19 protein-coding genes are annotated in these 17,654 nt (G+C 66.7%); 9 read left to right on the top strand and 10 right to left on the bottom strand.

Annotated elements, in window-relative coordinates; translation table 11 throughout:
* Window positions 1–10 precede the first annotated feature (10 nt).
* The 7 genes from CLU88_RS01145 to CLU88_RS01115 all read right to left on the bottom strand — a co-directional run bounded on the left by CLU88_RS01145 (window position 11) and on the right by CLU88_RS01115 (window position 7,862).
* Window positions 11–1,084 (bottom strand): XdhC family protein, encoded by a 1,074-nt coding sequence (locus CLU88_RS01145; RefSeq protein WP_099655022.1) that lies wholly within the window; start codon window positions 1,082–1,084, stop codon window positions 11–13.
* 39 nt (window positions 1,085–1,123) lie between these two features.
* Window positions 1,124–1,783 carry a CoxG family protein gene (locus CLU88_RS01140; RefSeq protein ID WP_099655021.1) on the bottom strand — a complete coding sequence of 220 codons (660 nt, stop codon included), beginning with the start codon at window positions 1,781–1,783 and terminating at the stop codon, window positions 1,124–1,126.
* Between the two features lie 43 nt (window positions 1,784–1,826).
* Complete coding sequence (locus tag CLU88_RS01135; RefSeq protein WP_099655020.1) at window positions 1,827–3,041, bottom strand: VWA domain-containing protein; 1,215 nt, start codon at window positions 3,039–3,041, stop codon at window positions 1,827–1,829.
* A gap of 20 nt (window positions 3,042–3,061) precedes the next feature.
* Window positions 3,062–3,964 carry a MoxR family ATPase gene (locus CLU88_RS01130; protein ID WP_099655019.1) on the bottom strand — a complete coding sequence of 301 codons (903 nt, stop codon included), beginning with the start codon at window positions 3,962–3,964 and terminating at the stop codon, window positions 3,062–3,064.
* A 218-nt stretch (window positions 3,965–4,182) separates the two neighbouring features.
* The gene (locus CLU88_RS01125) at window positions 4,183–4,974 is read right to left on the bottom strand and encodes a xanthine dehydrogenase family protein subunit M (protein WP_099655018.1); all 792 of its coding nucleotides are present in this window, start codon (window positions 4,972–4,974) and stop codon (window positions 4,183–4,185) included.
* Between the two features lie 11 nt (window positions 4,975–4,985).
* Complete coding sequence (locus CLU88_RS01120; protein WP_099655017.1) at window positions 4,986–7,373, bottom strand: xanthine dehydrogenase family protein molybdopterin-binding subunit; 2,388 nt, start codon at window positions 7,371–7,373, stop codon at window positions 4,986–4,988.
* Between the two features lie 18 nt (window positions 7,374–7,391).
* On the bottom strand, window positions 7,392–7,862 hold the full coding sequence (locus CLU88_RS01115; protein ID WP_099655016.1) for a (2Fe-2S)-binding protein: 471 nt from the start codon (window positions 7,860–7,862) through the stop codon (window positions 7,392–7,394).
* Window positions 7,863–8,088: 226 nt separating this feature from the next.
* Between CLU88_RS01115 and CLU88_RS01110 the strand changes: the two genes are divergently transcribed.
* The gene (locus CLU88_RS01110; protein ID WP_099655015.1) at window positions 8,089–9,162 is read left to right on the top strand and encodes a sigma-54-dependent Fis family transcriptional regulator; all 1,074 of its coding nucleotides are present in this window, start codon (window positions 8,089–8,091) and stop codon (window positions 9,160–9,162) included.
* A 180-nt stretch (window positions 9,163–9,342) separates the two neighbouring features.
* On the opposite strand, the gene CLU88_RS01105 is transcribed toward CLU88_RS01110, so the two are convergent.
* The gene (locus CLU88_RS01105) at window positions 9,343–10,290 is read right to left on the bottom strand and encodes an IS1595 family transposase (RefSeq protein WP_099658549.1); all 948 of its coding nucleotides are present in this window, start codon (window positions 10,288–10,290) and stop codon (window positions 9,343–9,345) included.
* A gap of 440 nt (window positions 10,291–10,730) precedes the next feature.
* Here CLU88_RS01105 and CLU88_RS22940 point away from each other — a divergent pair, with 440 nt between their 5' ends.
* Together CLU88_RS22940 and CLU88_RS01100 are read left to right on the top strand one after the other, a co-directional pair.
* Entirely contained in the window at window positions 10,731–10,922 is a 192-nt protein-coding gene (locus tag CLU88_RS22940; RefSeq protein WP_158235568.1) for a hypothetical protein, read from the top strand.
* Window positions 10,923–10,930: 8 nt separating this feature from the next.
* Window positions 10,931–11,797: an SPFH domain-containing protein gene (locus CLU88_RS01100; protein ID WP_158235567.1), complete on the top strand. Its 867-nt coding sequence runs from the start codon at window positions 10,931–10,933 to the stop codon at window positions 11,795–11,797.
* A gap of 219 nt (window positions 11,798–12,016) precedes the next feature.
* Here CLU88_RS01100 and CLU88_RS01095 read toward each other — a convergent pair whose 3' ends face one another.
* Both CLU88_RS01095 and CLU88_RS01090 read right to left on the bottom strand, forming a co-directional pair.
* Window positions 12,017–12,862, bottom strand: a complete 846-nt coding sequence (locus tag CLU88_RS01095) for a TOBE domain-containing protein (protein WP_099655013.1) — start codon at window positions 12,860–12,862, stop codon at window positions 12,017–12,019.
* Between the two features lie 48 nt (window positions 12,863–12,910).
* Window positions 12,911–13,354 (bottom strand): helix-turn-helix domain-containing protein, encoded by a 444-nt coding sequence (locus tag CLU88_RS01090; protein WP_099655012.1) that lies wholly within the window; start codon window positions 13,352–13,354, stop codon window positions 12,911–12,913.
* 95 nt (window positions 13,355–13,449) lie between these two features.
* Here CLU88_RS01090 and CLU88_RS01085 point away from each other — a divergent pair, with 95 nt between their 5' ends.
* From CLU88_RS01085 to modC, 6 genes are all read left to right on the top strand, one after another.
* Window positions 13,450–13,947, top strand: a complete 498-nt coding sequence (locus CLU88_RS01085) for a DUF2938 domain-containing protein (RefSeq protein WP_099655011.1) — start codon at window positions 13,450–13,452, stop codon at window positions 13,945–13,947.
* 46 nt (window positions 13,948–13,993) lie between these two features.
* Window positions 13,994–14,593, top strand: coding sequence for a flavodoxin family protein (locus CLU88_RS01080; RefSeq protein WP_099655010.1), 600 nt, complete (start codon window positions 13,994–13,996; stop codon window positions 14,591–14,593).
* Window positions 14,590–14,835 carry a DUF2798 domain-containing protein gene (locus CLU88_RS01075; RefSeq protein WP_099655009.1) on the top strand — a complete coding sequence of 82 codons (246 nt, stop codon included), beginning with the start codon at window positions 14,590–14,592 and terminating at the stop codon, window positions 14,833–14,835. The genes CLU88_RS01080 and CLU88_RS01075 overlap by 4 nt, the downstream gene beginning before the upstream one ends.
* A gap of 82 nt (window positions 14,836–14,917) precedes the next feature.
* Window positions 14,918–15,685: a molybdate ABC transporter substrate-binding protein gene (gene modA / locus CLU88_RS01070; protein WP_099655008.1), complete on the top strand. Its 768-nt coding sequence runs from the start codon at window positions 14,918–14,920 to the stop codon at window positions 15,683–15,685.
* Window positions 15,686–15,714: 29 nt separating this feature from the next.
* Complete coding sequence (gene modB, locus CLU88_RS01065; RefSeq protein ID WP_099655007.1) at window positions 15,715–16,395, top strand: molybdate ABC transporter permease subunit; 681 nt, start codon at window positions 15,715–15,717, stop codon at window positions 16,393–16,395.
* A gap of 2 nt (window positions 16,396–16,397) precedes the next feature.
* Window positions 16,398–17,525, top strand: a complete 1,128-nt coding sequence (gene modC, locus CLU88_RS01060) for a molybdenum ABC transporter ATP-binding protein (protein WP_099655006.1) — start codon at window positions 16,398–16,400, stop codon at window positions 17,523–17,525.
* Window positions 17,526–17,654 lie beyond the last annotated feature (129 nt).

Raw genomic sequence — 17,654 nt, 5'->3', positions numbered from 1 at the left:
GAACAGGTTCTTAGCGCACCCCGCACACCAGCGCGCCTGCATCGTTGTGCAGCACTTCGCGCTCGTTCTTGGCCTGGGCCACGGCCATATCGCGGGGCAAGGTCACCCCGTTCTTGACGGCCAGGATCTCCGCCATCACGCTCACAGCGATCTCGGGTGGCGTCTTGCTGCCGATGTACACGCCGATAGGGCCACGCAAGCGCTGCAGTGACGCCTCTGTCTGCCCGAAGTGCTCCACCATGCGGGCGCGGCGCGCCTCGTTGTTGCGCCGGGAGCCAATGCCACCGATGTAAAACGCCTCAGAGGCCAAGGCCTCCAGCAAGGCCAGGTCGTCCAACTTGGGGTCGTGCGTGAGGGCCACCACGCAACTGCGCCGATCGGGCTTGAAAGCCGTCACCACGTCATCGGGCATGTCGTTCACCACCTTGGCGCCCGGCACATTCCAGCTGCCCCGGTATTCCTCACGCGGGTCGCACACCGTGACGGCAAAACCATTGAACAGCGCCATGGTGGCCAGGTACTCCGCCAATTGCCCCGCGCCGATGAGCAGCATGCGGTACTCGGGGCCAAAGGTGTTGGTGAGCTGCTGCGCGTCCACCGTCAGCTCGGCGGGCGCAGCAGCAGGCTGCAGGCTCACCGCCCCATCGGCCAGCTGCACGGTGCGTTGCACCAGCTGGCCCTGCTCCAGCTGCGCCACCAGCTGGCCCAGGCTTTGAGGCTGGGGGTCGTATTCCAGCAGCAGCTCCAGCGTGCCCCCACAGGGCAGGCCAAAGCGGTGCGCTTCGTCGGCGGTGATGCCGTATTTGACGAACGTGGGCGGGCCGCTGGGGATGGTGTGGGGCAAGCCCCGGTCAGCCCCGGCGGGCTGCGCATAGGCGCGGGTGTGGCGGTCGATCAGGTCGTCCTCAATGCACCCGCCAGACACGGAACCCACCACCGCCCCGGTCTCGCACAGCGCCATGATGGAGCCCACCGGCCTGGGGGAAGAACCCCAAGTGCGCACCACCGTGGCCAGCATGGCGCGCTGCCCGGCCACGCGCCAGCCCAGCAAAGTGCGCAGCACCATCACATCCAGGTTTTCCATACGGCCTCCGTCATCCACGCACTTGGCAACGCCGATCGCTCACTTGGCCAGCCAGAAAAGTGCCGCCATTCCCCCCGCGCCAATGGCCACCCACACCCAAGGGGGGAAAACACTGGGGGTGCTGGCGGCTGCCGCTGTAGGCAGCGCCTGCAGCGCATCGGGCTGGGTGGGGGTTTCCAGCATCACCGTGTCTTGCAACAGGGTGTCCTGGATCTGGGTGTCGGCGGCGTCTCGGGGGTAGCGGCGTTGCATTTCGTTGTCGAACCGTTTGAAAAAATCTTCCGCCATGGTCTTGGCGGCACCATCGATCAGCCGCTGGCCCAGCTGGGCAATCTTGCCGCCCACCGTGGCATGCACGGTGTAGTGCAGCTCACAGCTGGACTGCCCAGCGGCATCTGCGGGCAAGGGCACCAGCTTGACTTGCGCTTGGCCTTTGCCAAATCCGGCCACCCCACCCGAGCCATCGAAGGCAATGGTGTAGCTCTCGGGCGGCACGATGTCTGCCAGGGTGATCTTGCCGGCGAACTTGGCAGACACGGGCCCAATCTTGAGCGCCATGGCCACGGCGTACTGATTCTCGCCGCTGGCCTCTACCTTGTCGCAACCGGGGATGCATAGTTTGAGAACCTCAGGGTCATTGAGGGCATCCCAAGCCTGCTGCTGGCTGACGGCAAGGGTGCGGCTGGCTTGCATTTCCATGGTGGTTTCCTCTTGGTTTTTGGGCGGGTTGTTCTGAAATCGGTCACAGCCGCAGCACCCTGGCCAGGCTGGCCGCCAGGTCCTGCAGACGGCCCAGGTTGTGCACCGCCACCATGCCATGGGCCTGGCGATGCAGCTCGCTGGCACCCCGCGCCGTGGGGGCATAACCCTCGAAGCGCAGCAGGGGGTTGAGCCACAGCAGGCGGCCACCGTGGCGGCGCAGCCAGCCCAGCTCCTGCGCCAGCACCTCGGGCTCGCCCGTGTCCAGCCCGTCGCTGATCAGCAGCACCAGGGTGCGCCGCCCCACCAGGCGCCGGGCGTGCTGCTGCCGCAACTGCGCCAGGCTGTCGCCCATGCGAGTGCCACCTGCAAAGTCGTTGATGGCATGGCTGGCCACCTGCAGCATGGCGTCCGTGTCGGCCAGGCGGAACGCAGGCGTGAGGTCCGTCAGCCCCGTGCCAAACGCGAACACATCGCGCCGAACACTTGCGCCCATGTTGCGCGGCGCCGTGGCGGCATGCAAGAAGGCCAGCAGCAGCCGCGCATAGCGCTCCATGGAGCCCGACACATCCACCAGCACCAGCAGCGGCAAGGGTTGCTGGCGCCGCTGCAGCAGGGGCACGCGCAGCACCTCGCCACCGCTGCGCGCCGCCAGGTGCATAGCGCCCGGCCAGTGCGGGCGGTGGCCCCGTGCACCCGGCCGGGTGCGGCGGGCCGCGTAGTGCGGCAGGGGCAAGGGCACCTCGCGGGCCAGTCGCTCCACCAGCAGGTATTCGCTGGCGGAGAGCTGGTTGAAATCGGCCTGCCGCAGCCGTTGCAGGTCGCTGGCCGTCATGGCGGCGTCGAAGTCCACCTTGTCTTCTTCGCGCGGCGGCGGTGCATTGCGCGCGGCACGCACCGGGGCCAGTGCCTCGCTCACACGCGGGCGGCGCTTGGCGGGCTCGGCCTTGGACTCGGCGCTGGGCAGCATCTGTGCCAGCAGCTTCTGGGCCACGTTGGGGTTCTTGAAGTAGGCATCGAACAGCTCGCGGAACACCAGCCGGTCTTGCTCGCGGCTGACGAGCACGGCCTCCAGCGCGGCGCAAAAGTCCTCGCGCTGCAAGCCCACCAGCATCACGGCCTGCTGGGCCAGCGCCATGCGGGCGGCGTCCACGCGCACACCGGCGCGGCGCAAGGTGCGGCCAAAGCCGCTCAGGTTGTCGGCCAGTTTGCCCGTGCGGGCATCGCCGAGCTGGGAGATGGTTGCGCCTTGGGCCATGGCTGCGCCTTCACACCGCCTCAGGCTTCAGCGGGCTGCAGCAGCTGCGCCGCCATGTCGCGCGTGAGCGCCGCCACGTCTTCGCGCTGCTTGAACAAAATGCCTGCGGTGTCGGACACCACTTCGGGGTCCACCACGATGGTGTCGAGCGCGACCAGCGCCTTGGCCCATTCCACGCTTTCGGCAATGCCCGGCGCGCGCTGGAAGGCGTTGGCAAACGGCTGGCTGCGCAGGCGGCCCACAAAATCGGCCACCTGCTGGGCCAGCGCCGCGCTGGCGCCCGGCACCTGGGCACGCACGATGGCCAGCTCGCGTTCTCGCTCGGGGTAGTCCAGCCAGTGGTACAGGCAGCGGCGCTTGACGGCGTCGTGCAGGTCGCGCGTGCGGTTGCTGGTGAGGATGGTGACCGGTGTGGCCGTGGCGCGCACCGTGCCGATCTCGGGGATGCTGACCTGGTACTCGCCCAGGTATTCGAGCAGGAAGGCTTCGAAGGGCTCATCCGCCCGGTCCACCTCGTCAATCAATAGCACGGCGCCGGGCGCGGGCGCCTGCAGCGCTTGCAGCAAGGGGCGGCGGATCAGGTAGCGGTCTTGATAAACCTCGCGCTCCACCTGCGCCATGTCGGCACTGCCCTTGCCTTCGGCGGCGCGCATGTGCAGCAGTTGGGCCGCGTAGTTCCACTCGTACAGCGCCTCGCGCTGCTCCAGGCCGTCGTAGCACTGCAGGCGAATCAGGCTGCGCGCAAGCACTTCCGAGAGGGCTTTGGCCAGCGCGGTCTTGCCCACGCCGGGCTCGCCCTCAAGCAGCAGCGGGCGCTGGAGTTTGAGCGCCAGGAACACCGCCGTGGCCAGGCGCCGGTCGGCAAAGTAGCCCACGCTTTGCAGGGCTTGCACCAGGGCATCAACAGAGGCTGGGGAACTCATTGCTTCTCTTTTGATAGCTGCTTGCGCTTGATAGATAAGCGCTAGAGGCCAATTTGGCTATAAATCACTCTTCTCAATGCGGCGCCCTTGATCCTGCAAGCTCCGCCCGAACGGTTGACGCGGCCCGCGCCGCAGGCCGTAGGGTCGCCGCGCCCCCGGCTGCGTTGTCGGGTTACGCCCTTGCGGGCTAATCCGACCTACGGTGTTACGCGCCCTGCTCAACCAAGCATCTTCTGCACCGCCCGCTGGGTTTGCACGCTGATGAGGTTGGCGCGGTAGGCGGCACTCGCGTGGATGTCGCTGTTCAGGTCGCTGGCGTCGATCTGCACGGCAGCGGCGGCTTGTGGGGTGAAGCTCTGGTTGAGTGCAGCCTCCAGCCCGGCGTGGCGAAACACGCTGGTGGCCGCGCCAGTGATGGCCACGCGCACGCCGCCATCGGTCTGCGCCACAAACACGCCCACCAGCGAAAAGCGCGAAGCGGCCTGCTTGAACTTGAGGTACACCGCGCGCTTCGGGATCGGAAAGCGGATGGCGGTGATGATCTCGCCCTCCTCCAGCGCGGTGGTGTACATGCCGACGAAGAAGTCGTCGGCCTTGATTTCGCGCTGGTTGGTGATCACCGTGGCGCCCAGCCCGAGCACGGCACTGGGGTAGCAGGCCGCAGGGTCGTTGTTGGCCACCGAGCCGCCCAGCGTGCCGCGTGCGCGCACCTGGCGGTCGCCGATGTGGGCGGCCAGGTCGGCCAGCGCAGGGATGGCGGATTTCACATCCGCACTGGATGCCACGTCGGCATGGCGCGTCATGGCGCCAATGACCAGCGCGTTGCCCTCGCGGCGGATACCCGCCAGTTCGGCCACGCCGTTCAGGTCCACGATCTTCTCGGGGTTGGCCAGGCGCAGGCGCATGGACGGCAACAGGCTCTGCCCGCCCGCCAGCAGCTTGCCGCCCTGGGCGATGAGCTGCGCAGCCGCAGCAGTGGAGGAAGGAGCCTCGAAAGTAAATGCGTACATGGTCGATCTCCTTATGCCTTGGCGCTTTGGATGGCTTCCCACACGCGGTGGGGCGAGGCGGGCATGTCGAAGTCCTTCACGCCCAGCGGGCGCAGGGCGTCGAGCACGGCGTTGATGACGGCCGGTGGCGAGCCGATGGCCCCTGCCTCGCCGCAGCCCTTGGTGCCCAGCGGGTTGTGGGTGCAAGGGGTGCACACATGGCCCAGCTTGAACTCGGGGAAGTCGTCGGCGCGCGGCATGGCGTAGTCCATGAAGCTGCCGGTGAGCAGCTGGCCCGTCTCGCGGTCGTACACGCAGTTCTCCAGCAGCGCCTGGCCAATGCCCTGCACCAGGCCGCCATGCACCTGGCCTTCGACGATCATGGGGTTGATGATGGTGCCGAAGTCGTCCACGGCCGTGAACTTGTCCACGCGTGTGCTGCCGGTTGCGGGGTCGATTTCCACCTCGCAGATATAGGTGCCCGCAGGGAAGGTGAAGTTGGTTGGGTCGTAGAAGGCCGTTTCGTTGAGCCCCGGCTCCAGCTTGTCCAGCGGGTAGTTGTGCGGCACATAGGCCGTGAGCGCCACCTGGCCGAACGGGATCTTCTTGTCCGTGCCGCGCACGGTGAACTCGCCGCCGCTGAAGTCGATGTCGGCGTCGCTCGCTTCCATTAAATGCGCCGCGATCTTCTTGGCCTTGGCCTCGATCTTGTCCAGCGCCTTCATGATGGCCGCGCCGCCCACGCTGATGGAGCGCGAGCCATAGGTGCCCATGCCAAACGGCACGCGGCCCGTGTCGCCGTGCACGATGTCCACGTTCTCCACCGGAATGCCCAGGCGTGCGGCCACCACCTGCGCAAAGGTCGTCTCGTGCCCTTGGCCGTGGCTGTGCGATCCGGTAAACACCGTCACACTGCCCGTGGGGTGCACGCGCACCTCGCCGCATTCAAACAACCCGGCACGTGCGCCCAGGGCGCCTGCGATGTTGGACGGCGCAATGCCGCAGGCCTCGATGTAAGACGAATAGCCCAGGCCGCGCTTGAAGCCCTTGGCCTCGCTGGCCGCCTTGCGCGCCGCAAACCCGGCCACGTCGGCCAGCTGCTGCGCCTGCGTCATGCACGCGTGGTAGTCGCCAATGTCGTACTGCAGCGCCACCGGCGTCTGGTACGGAAAGCTGGTGATGAAGTTGCGCTTGCGGATCTCGTCCTGGCCCAGGCCCAGCTCCCACGCGCAGCGGGTGACCAGGCGCTCCAGCAGGTAGGTGGCCTCGGGCCGACCCGCGCCCCGGTAGGCATCCACCGGCGCGGTGTTGGTGAACCACGAATCCACCTCCACATAGACCTGCGGCGTGGTGTACTGCCCCGCCAGCAGCGTGGCATACAGGATGGTGGGCACAGCGCTGGCAAAGGTGCTCAGGTAGGCGCCCAGGTTGGCATCGGTGTGCACGCGCATGGCGAGGAACTTGCCGTCCTTGTCCATGGCCATTTCGGCGTGGCTGATGTGGTCGCGGCCATGCGCGTCCGACAGAAAGGACTCGCTGCGGTCGGCCACCCACTTGATGTTGCGGTTGAGCTTCTTGGCGGCCCAGGTCAGGCACACGTCCTCGGCGTACAGGTAGATCTTGGAGCCGAAGCCGCCGCCCACGTCGGGCGCAATCACGCGCACCTTGTGCTCGGGCAGGCCCATCACGAAGGCCGTCATCAGCAGGCGCTCGACGTGCGGGTTCTGGTTGCTCACGTACAGCGTGTACTCGTCATTGGCACGGCTGTAGCTGCCGATGGCCGCGCGCGGCTCCATCGCGTTGGGGATGAGCCGGTTGTTGATCAGGTCCAGCTGGGTGACATGGGCGGCGCCCGCAAAAGCGGCGTCCACCGCGCCCTTGTCGCCAATGGCCCATTTGAAGCAGTGGTTGTCGGGCGCAATGTCGTGCAGCGCCGCCCCCGCCACCGAGCCCGCAGCCGCATCGGCCACGTTGACCACGGCGGGCAGCACGTCGTAGTCCACCTCCACCAGCTCGGCCGCGTCGCGCGCCTGCTGCAGTGTCTGGGCCACGACCATGGCCACATGGTCGCCCACGTAGCGCACCTTGCCCTGCGCCAGGATGGGGTGGGGCGGCTCCTTCATAGGCTCGCCATTGGTGCTGGTGATGAGCCAGCCGCAGGGCAGGCCGTTGATGTTGTCGGCCGCCACGTCGGTGCCCACAAACACACCCAGCACGCCCGGTGCGGCCTTGGCCGCGCTGGTGTTGATGCTGTTGATGGCGGCATGGGCGTGCGGCGAGCGCACAAACACCGCATGGCTTTGAGCGGCCAGCACCACGTCGTCGGTGTACTGGCCCGCGCCGGTGAGGAAGCGGTAGTCCTCCTTGCGCTTGAGCGATTCGCCAATGTGCGGCAGCTTGGAAAAGTCGGATGCACCCATGGTTCTTCTCCTTTGTGTTTAAGCGGAAGCCATGGCCTTTTGGCCGACCTGCACTGCGCGCACGATGTTCTGGTAGCCCGTGCAGCGGCAGATGTTGCCTTCGAGCAGCTCGCGGATCTCGCCTTCGCTGGCGTTGGGGTGGTTCTTGCACAGGTCCACCGCGCTCATCACCATGCCGGGCGTGCAGAAGCCGCACTGCAGGCCGTGGCATTCCTTGAACGCCGCCTGCATGGGGTGCATGGTGCCGTCGGGGGCGGCCATGCCTTCGATGGTGGTCACCTCGGCCCCCTGGGCTTGCACGGCCAACATAGCGCAGGATTTGACGGCCTGGCCGTTGACGTGCACGGTGCACGCGCCGCACTGGCTGGTGTCGCAGCCCACATGGGTGCCGGTCAGCAGCAGGTGCTCTCGCAGCGCATGGACCAGCAGGGTGTTGGGAGGCACATCTACGCTGGCCGCACGGCCATTGACGGTGAACTGCACTTGCATCTGGCTGTCTCCTGGAGGGGGGTTGGCTGGATTCGCACACAGCATCTTGAAACGCCCCTGCCCCCGCCTCCCTAGGGAGAACCCTAGAAACGCCGAGCGCTGCACGGGATATTCTCAAAATGAAACATGCTGCACTGCACACCCGCCCAGCATGGAACGCCCTTGCCACCCAGCCTCGCACGCCCCCGCCTCCCGGCGCGCCGCAGGCCCTGCTCCGGGGACTTCGATGCTTGCTGCTTCCGATCCGCCATCCCACCGCCAGGCCCTGATCCAGAGGGCCCGGCAAAGCATGCTGCTGGGCGCGGGCGGCGAGGCGCCGCTGGAGCCGTGGATCACCCGCTCGTGGCAACGCTGCCTGGCGGCCGGTCTCAGCCCCGGCCAGCGCGTGGTGTTCGAGCCCATCACCGGCCCCACGCTGCGCCACCTGGCCGAGGAGAGCCATGCGCTGGTGCATGCAGCGCGCCCGGTGCTGGAGCAACTCACACGCGCCATCGCAGGCATGCGCTACTTCGCCATGCTCACCAACGCACGCGGCGTGGTGATCGATGTGCAAGGTGCCGTAGACCGCCAAGACCCACGCACCCGGCTGATCGGCCGCGTGGGGGTGGACCTGTCCGAAGCCGCCGTGGGCACCACCGCCATCGGAACGGCATTGAACGAGCTGGCGCCCGTCTGGCTGCACCGGGGCGAACACTTTTGCGACGACAACGGAGCCTATAGCTGCGCAGGTGCCCCGCTTTTTGACCCGGAAGGGCACTGCGTGGGCATGCTGGACTTGACGGGGGTGGACGTGCCCGAGCGGCCTGAACTGCGGCACCTGGTGGCGCGGTCTGCCCGAGCGATGGAAGACGCCCTGCTGCTGCAGCGCCCCCACAGCCTGCGCCTGCGCTTGAATTGGCCCGGCAGCCCGCTGGGGGGAGACAACGACGGCCTGGTGCTGCTGGACGCGGATGGCTACCTGCTCGGCAGCAACAGCACCGCCCGCCAGCTGATTCCCACGCCTTTGCAGCCGCCAGGCACGCGCATGCACTGCTCCGATGTGCTGGCCCTGCCCTGGGCCCAGCTGTTTGATGCAGCAGCGCGCCACCACCCTGCGCCGCTGGACTTGCCGCTGTGGTCAGGGCTGCGCTTGCATGCCCTGGCGCAGCGCCCCAGCGCCGCCGCACCCACCCCGCTGCGCGCGACGGAAGCCGCCCTGATCCACCAAGCAGTGCAAGACGCCCGTGGCAACGTGGCGCAGGCAGCACGCGCCCTGGGCATCAGCCGCGCCACGGTGTACCGCAAGCTGGGCAGGCATTAGGGCCCTCTGCATGCATCACCGCGGAGCGTGCGTCTGCGGCCTCGGGCAACCTGCGTTGTTGCCAAGCCTCGCCGCCCCTGCCGATCTGCAACGCTCACTTGCCGCCGTGGTGCGCAAAGCCCCCTGGGGCACCAAAGGTCAAAACAAAAACGGGCTCTTCTAGCGAATGCTAGTGACGCTTTAGTTTCCCATGGCCGCCGCCAGCACCAGCGCGGGCTGCAGCCCCTTGGGGCCTGATCGGTCCAACAGCCTGAACCACCCCAAATACGAATCAAGGTACTTCGTCGCAATACCCTTGAATCGTTGCAGCCACCCTCGCAGCCTGCTGACATAGGCATTGACGTTCTGCACATGCCAGGGCCCCTTTACCCGTTGGCCTTTGCTCACGTTCACCGCTTGGTGCTGCACTCCCAGAGCCCGCGCAGCGCTGGCCAGCGTGACGCTGCCATCGGTGCACAGGATGGCGTCTGGCGCCAGCAAGGGCTTGAGCGCCGCTTGCACACTCACCGCTTGGTTTGTTTGCAAGATGAAGTTTGCCGTTGCTCCAGCTCGGTCTCGCGCCATCAGCACCGGGGTGTACTCCGAGCCCTTGCAGCCCGCCAGCGCCCGACCACCACGTCTGCGAGGACGGCGCAGTAACCCCCTGTGTCCCTTGCAGGAGACCAGGAAGTAGGACTCATCTGCCTCGGCAATGCCCAGAAGTTGGCGTGCCTGCATATTCTTTGGGCAGGCCAGGAAGCGGTGGCGCCAGCGAAAGGCGGTGCTTTGCGCCACACCCAATCGCTGGGCTGTTTGGTTCAGTGAGAGCCCTTCGCCCAGGGCCTGTGCCTGGCCCATCCATTTATCCCGCAGATGCAGCCGCGCAAGCGGCGTGCCCGTCAGGGCGTTGAAGGTGCGCTTGCACTGTCGGCACTTGAAGCGTTGCAGCCCATTGGCCGAGCCGTTCTTGACGAGCCAGGAGCTGGCGCAGTGGGGGCAAGCCCGGCCATCGATGGCGTGCGCCTCAATGAGGGCACTGGCTTGGCTGCGATCCATCAGCGCCTGCAGGCAGCTTGCCAGTTGCTGGCACTGGTGGTGCGTCAGCTGGGGCAGGCTGTGGATCAAGCGCGTCATCTGTTGCTGTCGCATGGCCTTCTCCTGGGGCAGACGCTGGTGCGTCATGCTCAGGAGATGGGGGCGCAGCGCGCCTGTTAAAGACTCATCACTAGCATTCGCTAGAAGAGCCCAAAAACGACCTCCAGCGCTTATTCAACAAGCGCAAGCAGCTATTAAATAAATAGCACACCCAAGGCCGATCACCCCGCCACGGGTCACCTCTTTGCAGCCCTGCGGGACCGCCCCTGGTTGCCCCCAAACCCGCCGTGTGCCCGCAGTGCGCCCGCAGCACGTGACGCCACAGTGGATGCCTTTTGCGCCCAAGGGGCACTGGCACCGCACCACCTTGGCTGCGGTATCTTTGGCACCCAAAGACACACCAACAACAGGAAAGGGAGAACCATGCCACACCCTCTGGACCGCACCCACTGGCCGTGGTGCCAGCAGGCCAACACCGCCCACCCAGGCCGACCATGAAGCACCTGCTGCTTTTGCTGGCCATCGCCCTGGGGCTGTATGGCGCATGGCAACTGGCTGGCGCCTCTGCCCGCCAACGCACGCAGCGGCTGCTGCACACCCATGCGCGCCGCATTGCGGCCATCGTTGCACTGCTGCTGGCCCTGCTGGCACTGGCTTACTACCTGCCCGCCGTCCCCATTCTGTGAAGACCACCATGCCATCCATGAAAACCATCACCCGCCACCTGCGCACCCCTTTGCTGCTGGTTGCAGCCGCCTGGCTGAGTGCCTGCAGCCAGATCGACACCGGCAACGTCGGCGTAGAGCGCACGCTGGGCAAGGTCAGCCCTGAGGCGCTGCCCCCGGGCATTTACTTCACCCTGTTCAAGACGGTGGACGAGTTCACGGCCAAAGAGGTCAGCTTCTCGCTGGAAAACCTGACCCCGAAAAGCCGCGACAACCTGACCATGAAGGACGTGGACATCGACATCTATTACAAGACCACCCCCAGCGCGGTGCCCGGCCTGTTCACCAAGTACCAGGGCGACATGGTGCAGCACCGGCAAGTGGTGCGCGAGGGCACTGCAGACTACGTGATTGCCTACAGCCGCGTATCGCGCGAAGCCCGCGAGGCCATCTACAAGGCCATCGCCCAGCTGGACGCCACCACCATGCACACCAAGCGCACCGAGCTGGCCGAAATGGTGCGCGACGGGCTGCAAAAAGAGCTGGACGCCAACGACAAAGGCGCCTTCACCGTAACGGCCGTGAACGTGCGCAATCTGCTGACGGACCCCGCCATTGAAGCGGCCATACGCCAACGTGCCGAGACCGACCAGGCCATCGAGCGCAAGCGCAAAGAGGTGGAGCTGGCCAAGGCCGAAGCCGAGCGCCTGGTGGTGGAGGCCAAGGGCCAGGCCGAAGCCAACGAGATCATCAGCCGCTCGCTCACCCCGGCCCTCAAGGAGATCAAGCTGGCCGAGTTGCAGCGCGATGCGGCCATCGCCATCGCAGGCAAGGCGGGCAACACGGTGCTGCTCAATGGCGGCACGCCGTTGGTCAGTGTGGGCGGCAGCAAGTAACGAGGCGTGGCTTGCGGCGGGTGACGGCAGGCCCCGCACTCGCCCCGGGCCCGCAGTGAAGAGCCCCCGGCGCAAAAACTTCGACGGGCTCAGCTCAAAAAAATGGGGCCTGGGCAGCCTGAGGCATGCCAAAAATCAGAGAAAATTGGCCTCTAGCGCTTATGGAGCAAGCGCCACAAGCTATAAAATAGATAGCAAATCCATGACATGACATGCGTTTCACAGGCCCGACAGGGCCAGCACCACTGCCGTGTCTTCCACCACCAGCACCACCCGGCTGCCCACGCGCAAGCCACTGCCCGGCGCCGCAAAGCCCACCATCTGCACGCCCGTGGCACGGGTGCCCAGCATCAGCTCAGCGGCCACCTCGTCGCCCAAGGCACCGCGCACCACCCGCACCGCCTTGGCGGGCAGGCGGTAGGTGCTGGCGGGGGCCTGCGGCACGGGGGCGCCCGGCGCCGCCCGCTCTACCCGCACGGCGGTGGCCTTGCACAGCGCCTGCACCGCAAGGCCGGGTTGCAGGCCCAGCAACTCGGCGCTTTCGCGCGTGATGCGCGCGGCCAGAAAATCAGCGCCGTCGCTCCTGTCACTCTCGGGCGGCTCGCAGCCCCCCTCGCCCGCCGCAGCCAGGGCCAAGCCCAGGTGCACCAGCACAATTTGCCCATGCACTTGCAGGCCCTGCACCAGGCAAGGCCACTGGTTGCGCATGCTGGTGCGCACCGCCAAGCGGGCCACCGCACGGCCTGCATGGGGGTCGGCCTGCCAGCGTGCCAGCACGGCGCCACGCGCCTGGGCCATCGCATCGGCTGCGGTCAGCAGCTGCTGGCCCGCCTCGGTCAGCACCGCACCACCGCCGCCTGCCCCACCCACCGCGCGCTTGACCAGGGGGGTGCCCGCCAGATTGGTGAGGGTGTCCACCGCCTGCCACGCGGCCTTGTAGCTCACACCCACGGCTCGGGCAGCTTGCGAGATAGAGCCGCCCTGGCCAATCTGGCGCAGGATGTCGATGCGTTTGTCAGACAGCGCATGGCCCAGCGCGTCAGAGAGAGAAAGAGAAGCAGGCATGGGTCGATGATGCCTGAGCGCTGATTGCGCGCAGGCCTCTCCCGCAACTCATAAAGGCTTGCGCCGCGCCCCAGCCACGGGCTTCAAAGACTTCTGTTTGCGCTCCAGCGCCCCCGCCGCAGCGGCCTTGAGCAGCCGCTGGAACGACGGGCATTGCGCGTGGCTCTCGGCCGGGCAAGCCGCTGCGTGCCGCAGGCCATGGCTCATGGCCTTGAGGCGTTTGACCATCACATCGATTTCATCGGCCTTGGCCGAGAGCAATTGCCGGTCGATGCTGGGCTGGCCGCTGGGCAGGAACATGGAGCGGATCTCGTCCAGCGAGAACCCCGCCGACTGCCCCAGCGCAATCAATGCCAACTGCTCCAGCACCCCCGGGGCAAACCGGCGGCGCTCGCCCGGCTGGCCCACCGAACTCACCAACCCCTTTTCCTCGTAGTAGCGCAGCGTCGATGCCCGCAGGCCCGAGCGTTTGGCAACTTCCGAAATGTCCATGAAAAAACCTCTCAGAAATCTGTTGACTTCAAGTTGACTTGAACTTCTATAGTGAATTCATACCGTTCCTGCGTCAATGGTTTAAGGGGCTATTTATGGCTTTTCAATGGCAAGACTTTCCGCTCGCCCTGCTCATGGGCGTGGGCGCCACCGCCGTCATGGACACCTGGCTGGTGCTGCTGCGGCACCTGGGCGTGCCCATGCTCAACTTCGCGTTCATCGGCCGTTGGGTCGGGCATTTGCTGCAAGGCCGCATCGCCCATACCGCCATCGCCAAGGCGCCACCCATCTGGGGCGAGCTGGCCTGGGGCTGGTTCACGCACTACGCCGTGGGTGTGGGCTTTGCCGCCGTGCTGCTGGGCATGGTGGGCGCGGACTGGGTGCACCACCCCACCCTGCTGCCCGCGCTGGCCATGGGCGTTGTCACCGTGGCCGCGCCACTGCTGGTAATGCAACCGGCCATGGGCTCTGGCTTTGCCGCATCGCGCACGCCCACCCCACTCAAAAACTGCCTGCGCAGCCTGGCCAACCACACCGTGTTTGGCTTCGGCCTGTACCTGTCCGCGCTGGCCATCGGACTGGTTTCACGATGACCGCCATCACGCTCAACTCCCAGAAGCCCTTCAAGGAAATCACACCATGCAAAACATAGCCATCATTTTTCACAGCGCCCACGGCCACACCGCCCACATTGCGCAGCAGGTCTGCGAGGGTGCCCAAGGCGTTCCAGGCATCCAGGCCGAGCTGCTTCGGGCCGAAGACCTGGCCCTCAATCCAAATGCACTGCTGCGCTACGACGGCCTCATCCTCGGCTCGCCCACCTACCTGGGCGGGGTGTCCGGGCCGTTCAAAATCTTCATGGATGCCACTGGCGGCCTGTGGAAAACGCAGCAGCTCAAAAGCCGACTCGCGGCGGGCTTCACCGTGTCATCGCTGCCTGCGGGCGACAAGCAGTCCACCCTGCTGTCGATGTTTGTGTTTGCCATGCAGCACGGCATGGTGTGGGTGGGCAACCCCATCCTGCCTGAGCAGCATGCCGGTGTTCCCTATGACGAAGCCGCCAACCGGCTGGGCTCCTGGTCGGGCCTGATGGCGCAGGCAGGCCATGGCTCGCCCGCTGATGCGTTTGCCCCGGGCGATGTGAAAACGGCCCGGATGTTTGGCCACCATTTCGCAAAAACCCTGCAGCGCCTGGGGGCTGCGGCCACCCTGCAGCCACAAGATAAGGTCGCCGCATGATCCCCGCCCGCTATGGCCCCGTGCTGTTCAGCCTGATCCTGTCGGGCACCATGTCGCTGCTGGTGTCGGGCATTGCCACCTACCGCACGCTGCCGCTGCACCCGGGCTTTGCAGGCCTGTGGATGAACGCCTGGCTGAGCGGGTGGCTGTTCGCCTTCCCGGCGGTGATGCTGGCCGCGCCGCTGGCCCGCCGGGTAGTGGCCTGGCTCACCCGTCCAAACCCTGCAAAACCCAGCCCATAGCAATGCGCCCAGAAGGTGATTGCAGGCCAGTGCCTATACTCTCGCTATTCCATTAATGAATAGCGTTTTACGCAGCCACACCATGTTCCATCGCGTCGCGCCCCTGAACCGCCACCTTTTGTTGGCGGGGTTCACTTTCTCTGTGCTGCAGGCCGCGCACGCCGACACCGTCTCGGTTGCCGTGGCGGCCAACTTCACGGCCCCCATGCAGAAGATTGCGGCCGCCTTTGAAGCCGACACCGGCCACAAAGCCGAGCTGTCGTTCGGTGCCACGGGCAAGTTTTATGCGCAGATCACCAACGGTGCGCCGTTCCAGATCCTGCTGTCGGCCGACGACACCACCCCCACCAAGCTGGAGAAGGATGGCAAAGCCGTAGCCCAGACGCGCTTCACCTACGCCATCGGCACGCTGGTGCTGTGGAGTGCCCAGCCCGGCTATGTGGACGCCCAGGGCCAGGTCCTGCAGACCGGAGACTTCAAGCACCTGGCGCTGGCCAACCCCAAGCTGGCCCCCTACGGCCTGGCCGCCACGCAAGCCATGGACAAACTGGGGCTGACTGCCAAACTGCAACCGCGCTGGGTGCAGGGCGAGAACATTGCCCAGACCTACCAGTTTGTCGCCAGCGGCAATGCGCAGCTGGGCTTTGTGGCCTTGTCTCAGGTGATGGTGGACGGCAAGATCGCCCAGGGATCGGCATGGCAGGTGCCCGCACAACTGCACGACCCCATCCGCCAGGATGCTGCGCTGCTGTTGCCGGGCAAAAACAGCGCGGCGGCAGCGGCGCTGCTGAAGTACCTGCGCGGTGACAAGGCCCGCGCCATCATCCAGGCCTACGGCTATAGTTTCTAACCCGCCCTCCCCAGCCACCGCCCCGCTCCATGCCTTTTTCCAGCGCCGACCTTGCCGCCATTGGCCTCACGCTGCGGCTGGCGGGCACCACCATGGCGCTGCTGCTGGTGCTGGGCACACCACTGGCCTGGTGGCTGGCGCACACGCCCTCGCGCTGGCGCGGCGCCGTGTCGGCAGTGGTGGCCTTGCCACTGGTGTTGCCGCCCACAGTCATCGGCTTTTACCTGCTGGTGACGCTGGGGCCCAACGGAGCCCTCGGGCAGTTCACGCAATGGCTGGGGCTGGGCACCCTGCCCTTCACGTTTTGGGGCTTGGTGGTGGGCTCGCTCATCTATTCCCTGCCCTTTGCGGTGCAGCCACTGCAGCACGCGTTCGAGTCTGTCGGCAAGAAGCCCCTGGAGGCCGCCGCCACGCTGGGTGCGGGGCCGCTGGACCGCTTTTTTACCGTGGCGCTGCCGCTGGCACGGCCCGGGTTCATCACGGCCGCCATCCTGAGCTTTGCGCACACCGTGGGCGAGTTTGGCGTGGTGCTGATGCTGGGGGGCAATATCCCCGGCGTGACGCGCGTGGTGTCGGTGCAAATCTATGACCATGTGGAGGCGCTCGAGTATGTGCAGGCCCATTGGCTGGCAGGGGGCATGGTGCTGTTTTCGTTCGTGGTGCTGCTGGGCCTGAACCTCACCCGCCGCAAAGCCGCTGCAGCGTTTTGACCATGCAAAACCCCCACAGCCCTGCCACGGCTTCGCCCGCCCCGCCCATCGAAGTGCGCCTGCAACTGCAGCGCAGCGCCTTTGCGCTGGATGTAGACATGCAGCTGCCCGGGCGCGGCATCACCGCACTGTTCGGCCCCTCGGGCTGCGGCAAAACCACCTGCCTGCGCGCCATGGCGGGGCTGGAGCATGCGCCCCTGGGCTGGGTGCGGGTGCATGGCGAGGTGTGGCAAAACGATGGTGTGCAAGGCGCGCCCCGCATTTGGCGCCCCGCGCACCAGCGCGCGCTGGGCTATGTGTTTCAGGACTCGCAGCTGTTTGAGCACCTGGACGTGCGCGGCAACATTGGCTACGGCCTTCAGCGCAGCCCGGCCGCGCAGCGCAGGGTGGCGGTGGAACAACTGGTGGAGCTGCTCGGCATTGGCTCCCTGATGGAGCGCAAGCCCGCCACGCTGTCGGGCGGAGAGCGCCAGCGCGTGGCCATCGCACGGGCCCTGGCCACCAGCCCGCGCCTGCTGCTGATGGACGAGCCGCTGGCCGCGCTGGACGCCCAGCGCAAGGCCGAGGTGCTGCCCTACCTGGAGCGGCTGCACAGCGCGCTGGACATTCCGGTGGTGTACGTCAGCCATGCGCTGGACGAGGTTGCCCGGCTCGCCGAGCACATGGTGCTGCTGGAGGCGGGCCGCGTGCGCGCCAGTGGCCCCACGGCCGATCTGATTGCCCGGCTGGACCTGCCGCTGGCCCAAGGCGACGCCGCAGCCACCGTGGTCACCGGCACCGTCGCGCACCACGCGCCGCAGGACCACATCACCAGCGTTGCGTTTGCCGGGGGTGAGCTGCTGCTGGTCAGCCCCCAGCCCCGTGCGCCGGGCCAAACCGTCAAGCTGCGCGTGCAGGCCCGTGATGTGAGCCTGGCCCTGACCCCGCCGCAGGACAGCAGCATTCTCAACATCGTGCCCGCCACCGTGGCGGAGATGCGCGAAGACAGCCCAGGCCAGTGGATGGTGGCCCTGCTCGCTGGCGACACCCGCTTGCTGGCCCGCGTTACCCAGCGCTCGGCCCAGGCACTGCAGTTGCGGCCCGGGCTGCCCGTTTTCGCCCAAATCAAGGGCATCGCCATCGTGAACTGATGCCGGGCGGCAGGCGGCCTCGCCGCCGCTGCACAGCGGCTCGGAGCTGCCTCCGCGCCCAAACCCAACAGCCCCATGGGCCCCTCAAAAAGACCGGCGCTCTCGGCGCCACGGCCCGCCCGCGCGGTC

Origin of the sequence: Acidovorax sp. 56 (assembly GCF_002749705.1) — a bacterium.
GTDB lineage: Bacteria > Pseudomonadota > Gammaproteobacteria > Burkholderiales > Burkholderiaceae_C > Acidovorax.
Note: the sequence above shows the minus strand (reverse complement) of the source record. Positions and strands in the feature narration are given on the sequence as shown.

Excerpts from the sequence above, each read along its gene's own strand:
- CLU88_RS01145 (WP_099655022.1), bottom strand. The coding sequence starts at position 1,084 with ATGGAAAACCTGGATGTGATGGTGCTGCGCACTTTGCTGGGCTGGCGC.
- CLU88_RS01140 (WP_099655021.1), bottom strand. The coding sequence starts at position 1,783 with ATGGAAATGCAAGCCAGCCGCACCCTTGCCGTCAGCCAGCAGCAGGCT.
- CLU88_RS01135 (WP_099655020.1), bottom strand. The coding sequence starts at position 3,041 with ATGGCCCAAGGCGCAACCATCTCCCAGCTCGGCGATGCCCGCACGGGC.
- CLU88_RS01130 (WP_099655019.1), bottom strand. The coding sequence starts at position 3,964 with ATGAGTTCCCCAGCCTCTGTTGATGCCCTGGTGCAAGCCCTGCAAAGC.
- CLU88_RS01125 (WP_099655018.1), bottom strand. The coding sequence starts at position 4,974 with ATGTACGCATTTACTTTCGAGGCTCCTTCCTCCACTGCTGCGGCTGCG.
- CLU88_RS01120 (WP_099655017.1), bottom strand. The coding sequence starts at position 7,373 with ATGGGTGCATCCGACTTTTCCAAGCTGCCGCACATTGGCGAATCGCTC.
- CLU88_RS01115 (WP_099655016.1), bottom strand. The coding sequence starts at position 7,862 with ATGCAAGTGCAGTTCACCGTCAATGGCCGTGCGGCCAGCGTAGATGTG.
- CLU88_RS01110 (WP_099655015.1), top strand. The coding sequence starts at position 8,089 with ATGCTTGCTGCTTCCGATCCGCCATCCCACCGCCAGGCCCTGATCCAG.
- CLU88_RS01105 (WP_099658549.1), bottom strand. The coding sequence starts at position 10,290 with ATGCGACAGCAACAGATGACGCGCTTGATCCACAGCCTGCCCCAGCTG.
- CLU88_RS22940 (WP_158235568.1), top strand. The coding sequence starts at position 10,731 with ATGAAGCACCTGCTGCTTTTGCTGGCCATCGCCCTGGGGCTGTATGGC.
- CLU88_RS01100 (WP_158235567.1), top strand. The coding sequence starts at position 10,931 with ATGCCATCCATGAAAACCATCACCCGCCACCTGCGCACCCCTTTGCTG.
- CLU88_RS01095 (WP_099655013.1), bottom strand. The coding sequence starts at position 12,862 with ATGCCTGCTTCTCTTTCTCTCTCTGACGCGCTGGGCCATGCGCTGTCT.
- CLU88_RS01090 (WP_099655012.1), bottom strand. The coding sequence starts at position 13,354 with ATGGACATTTCGGAAGTTGCCAAACGCTCGGGCCTGCGGGCATCGACG.
- CLU88_RS01085 (WP_099655011.1), top strand. The coding sequence starts at position 13,450 with ATGGCTTTTCAATGGCAAGACTTTCCGCTCGCCCTGCTCATGGGCGTG.
- CLU88_RS01080 (WP_099655010.1), top strand. The coding sequence starts at position 13,994 with ATGCAAAACATAGCCATCATTTTTCACAGCGCCCACGGCCACACCGCC.
- CLU88_RS01075 (WP_099655009.1), top strand. The coding sequence starts at position 14,590 with ATGATCCCCGCCCGCTATGGCCCCGTGCTGTTCAGCCTGATCCTGTCG.
- modA (WP_099655008.1), top strand. The coding sequence starts at position 14,918 with ATGTTCCATCGCGTCGCGCCCCTGAACCGCCACCTTTTGTTGGCGGGG.
- modB (WP_099655007.1), top strand. The coding sequence starts at position 15,715 with ATGCCTTTTTCCAGCGCCGACCTTGCCGCCATTGGCCTCACGCTGCGG.
- modC (WP_099655006.1), top strand. The coding sequence starts at position 16,398 with ATGCAAAACCCCCACAGCCCTGCCACGGCTTCGCCCGCCCCGCCCATC.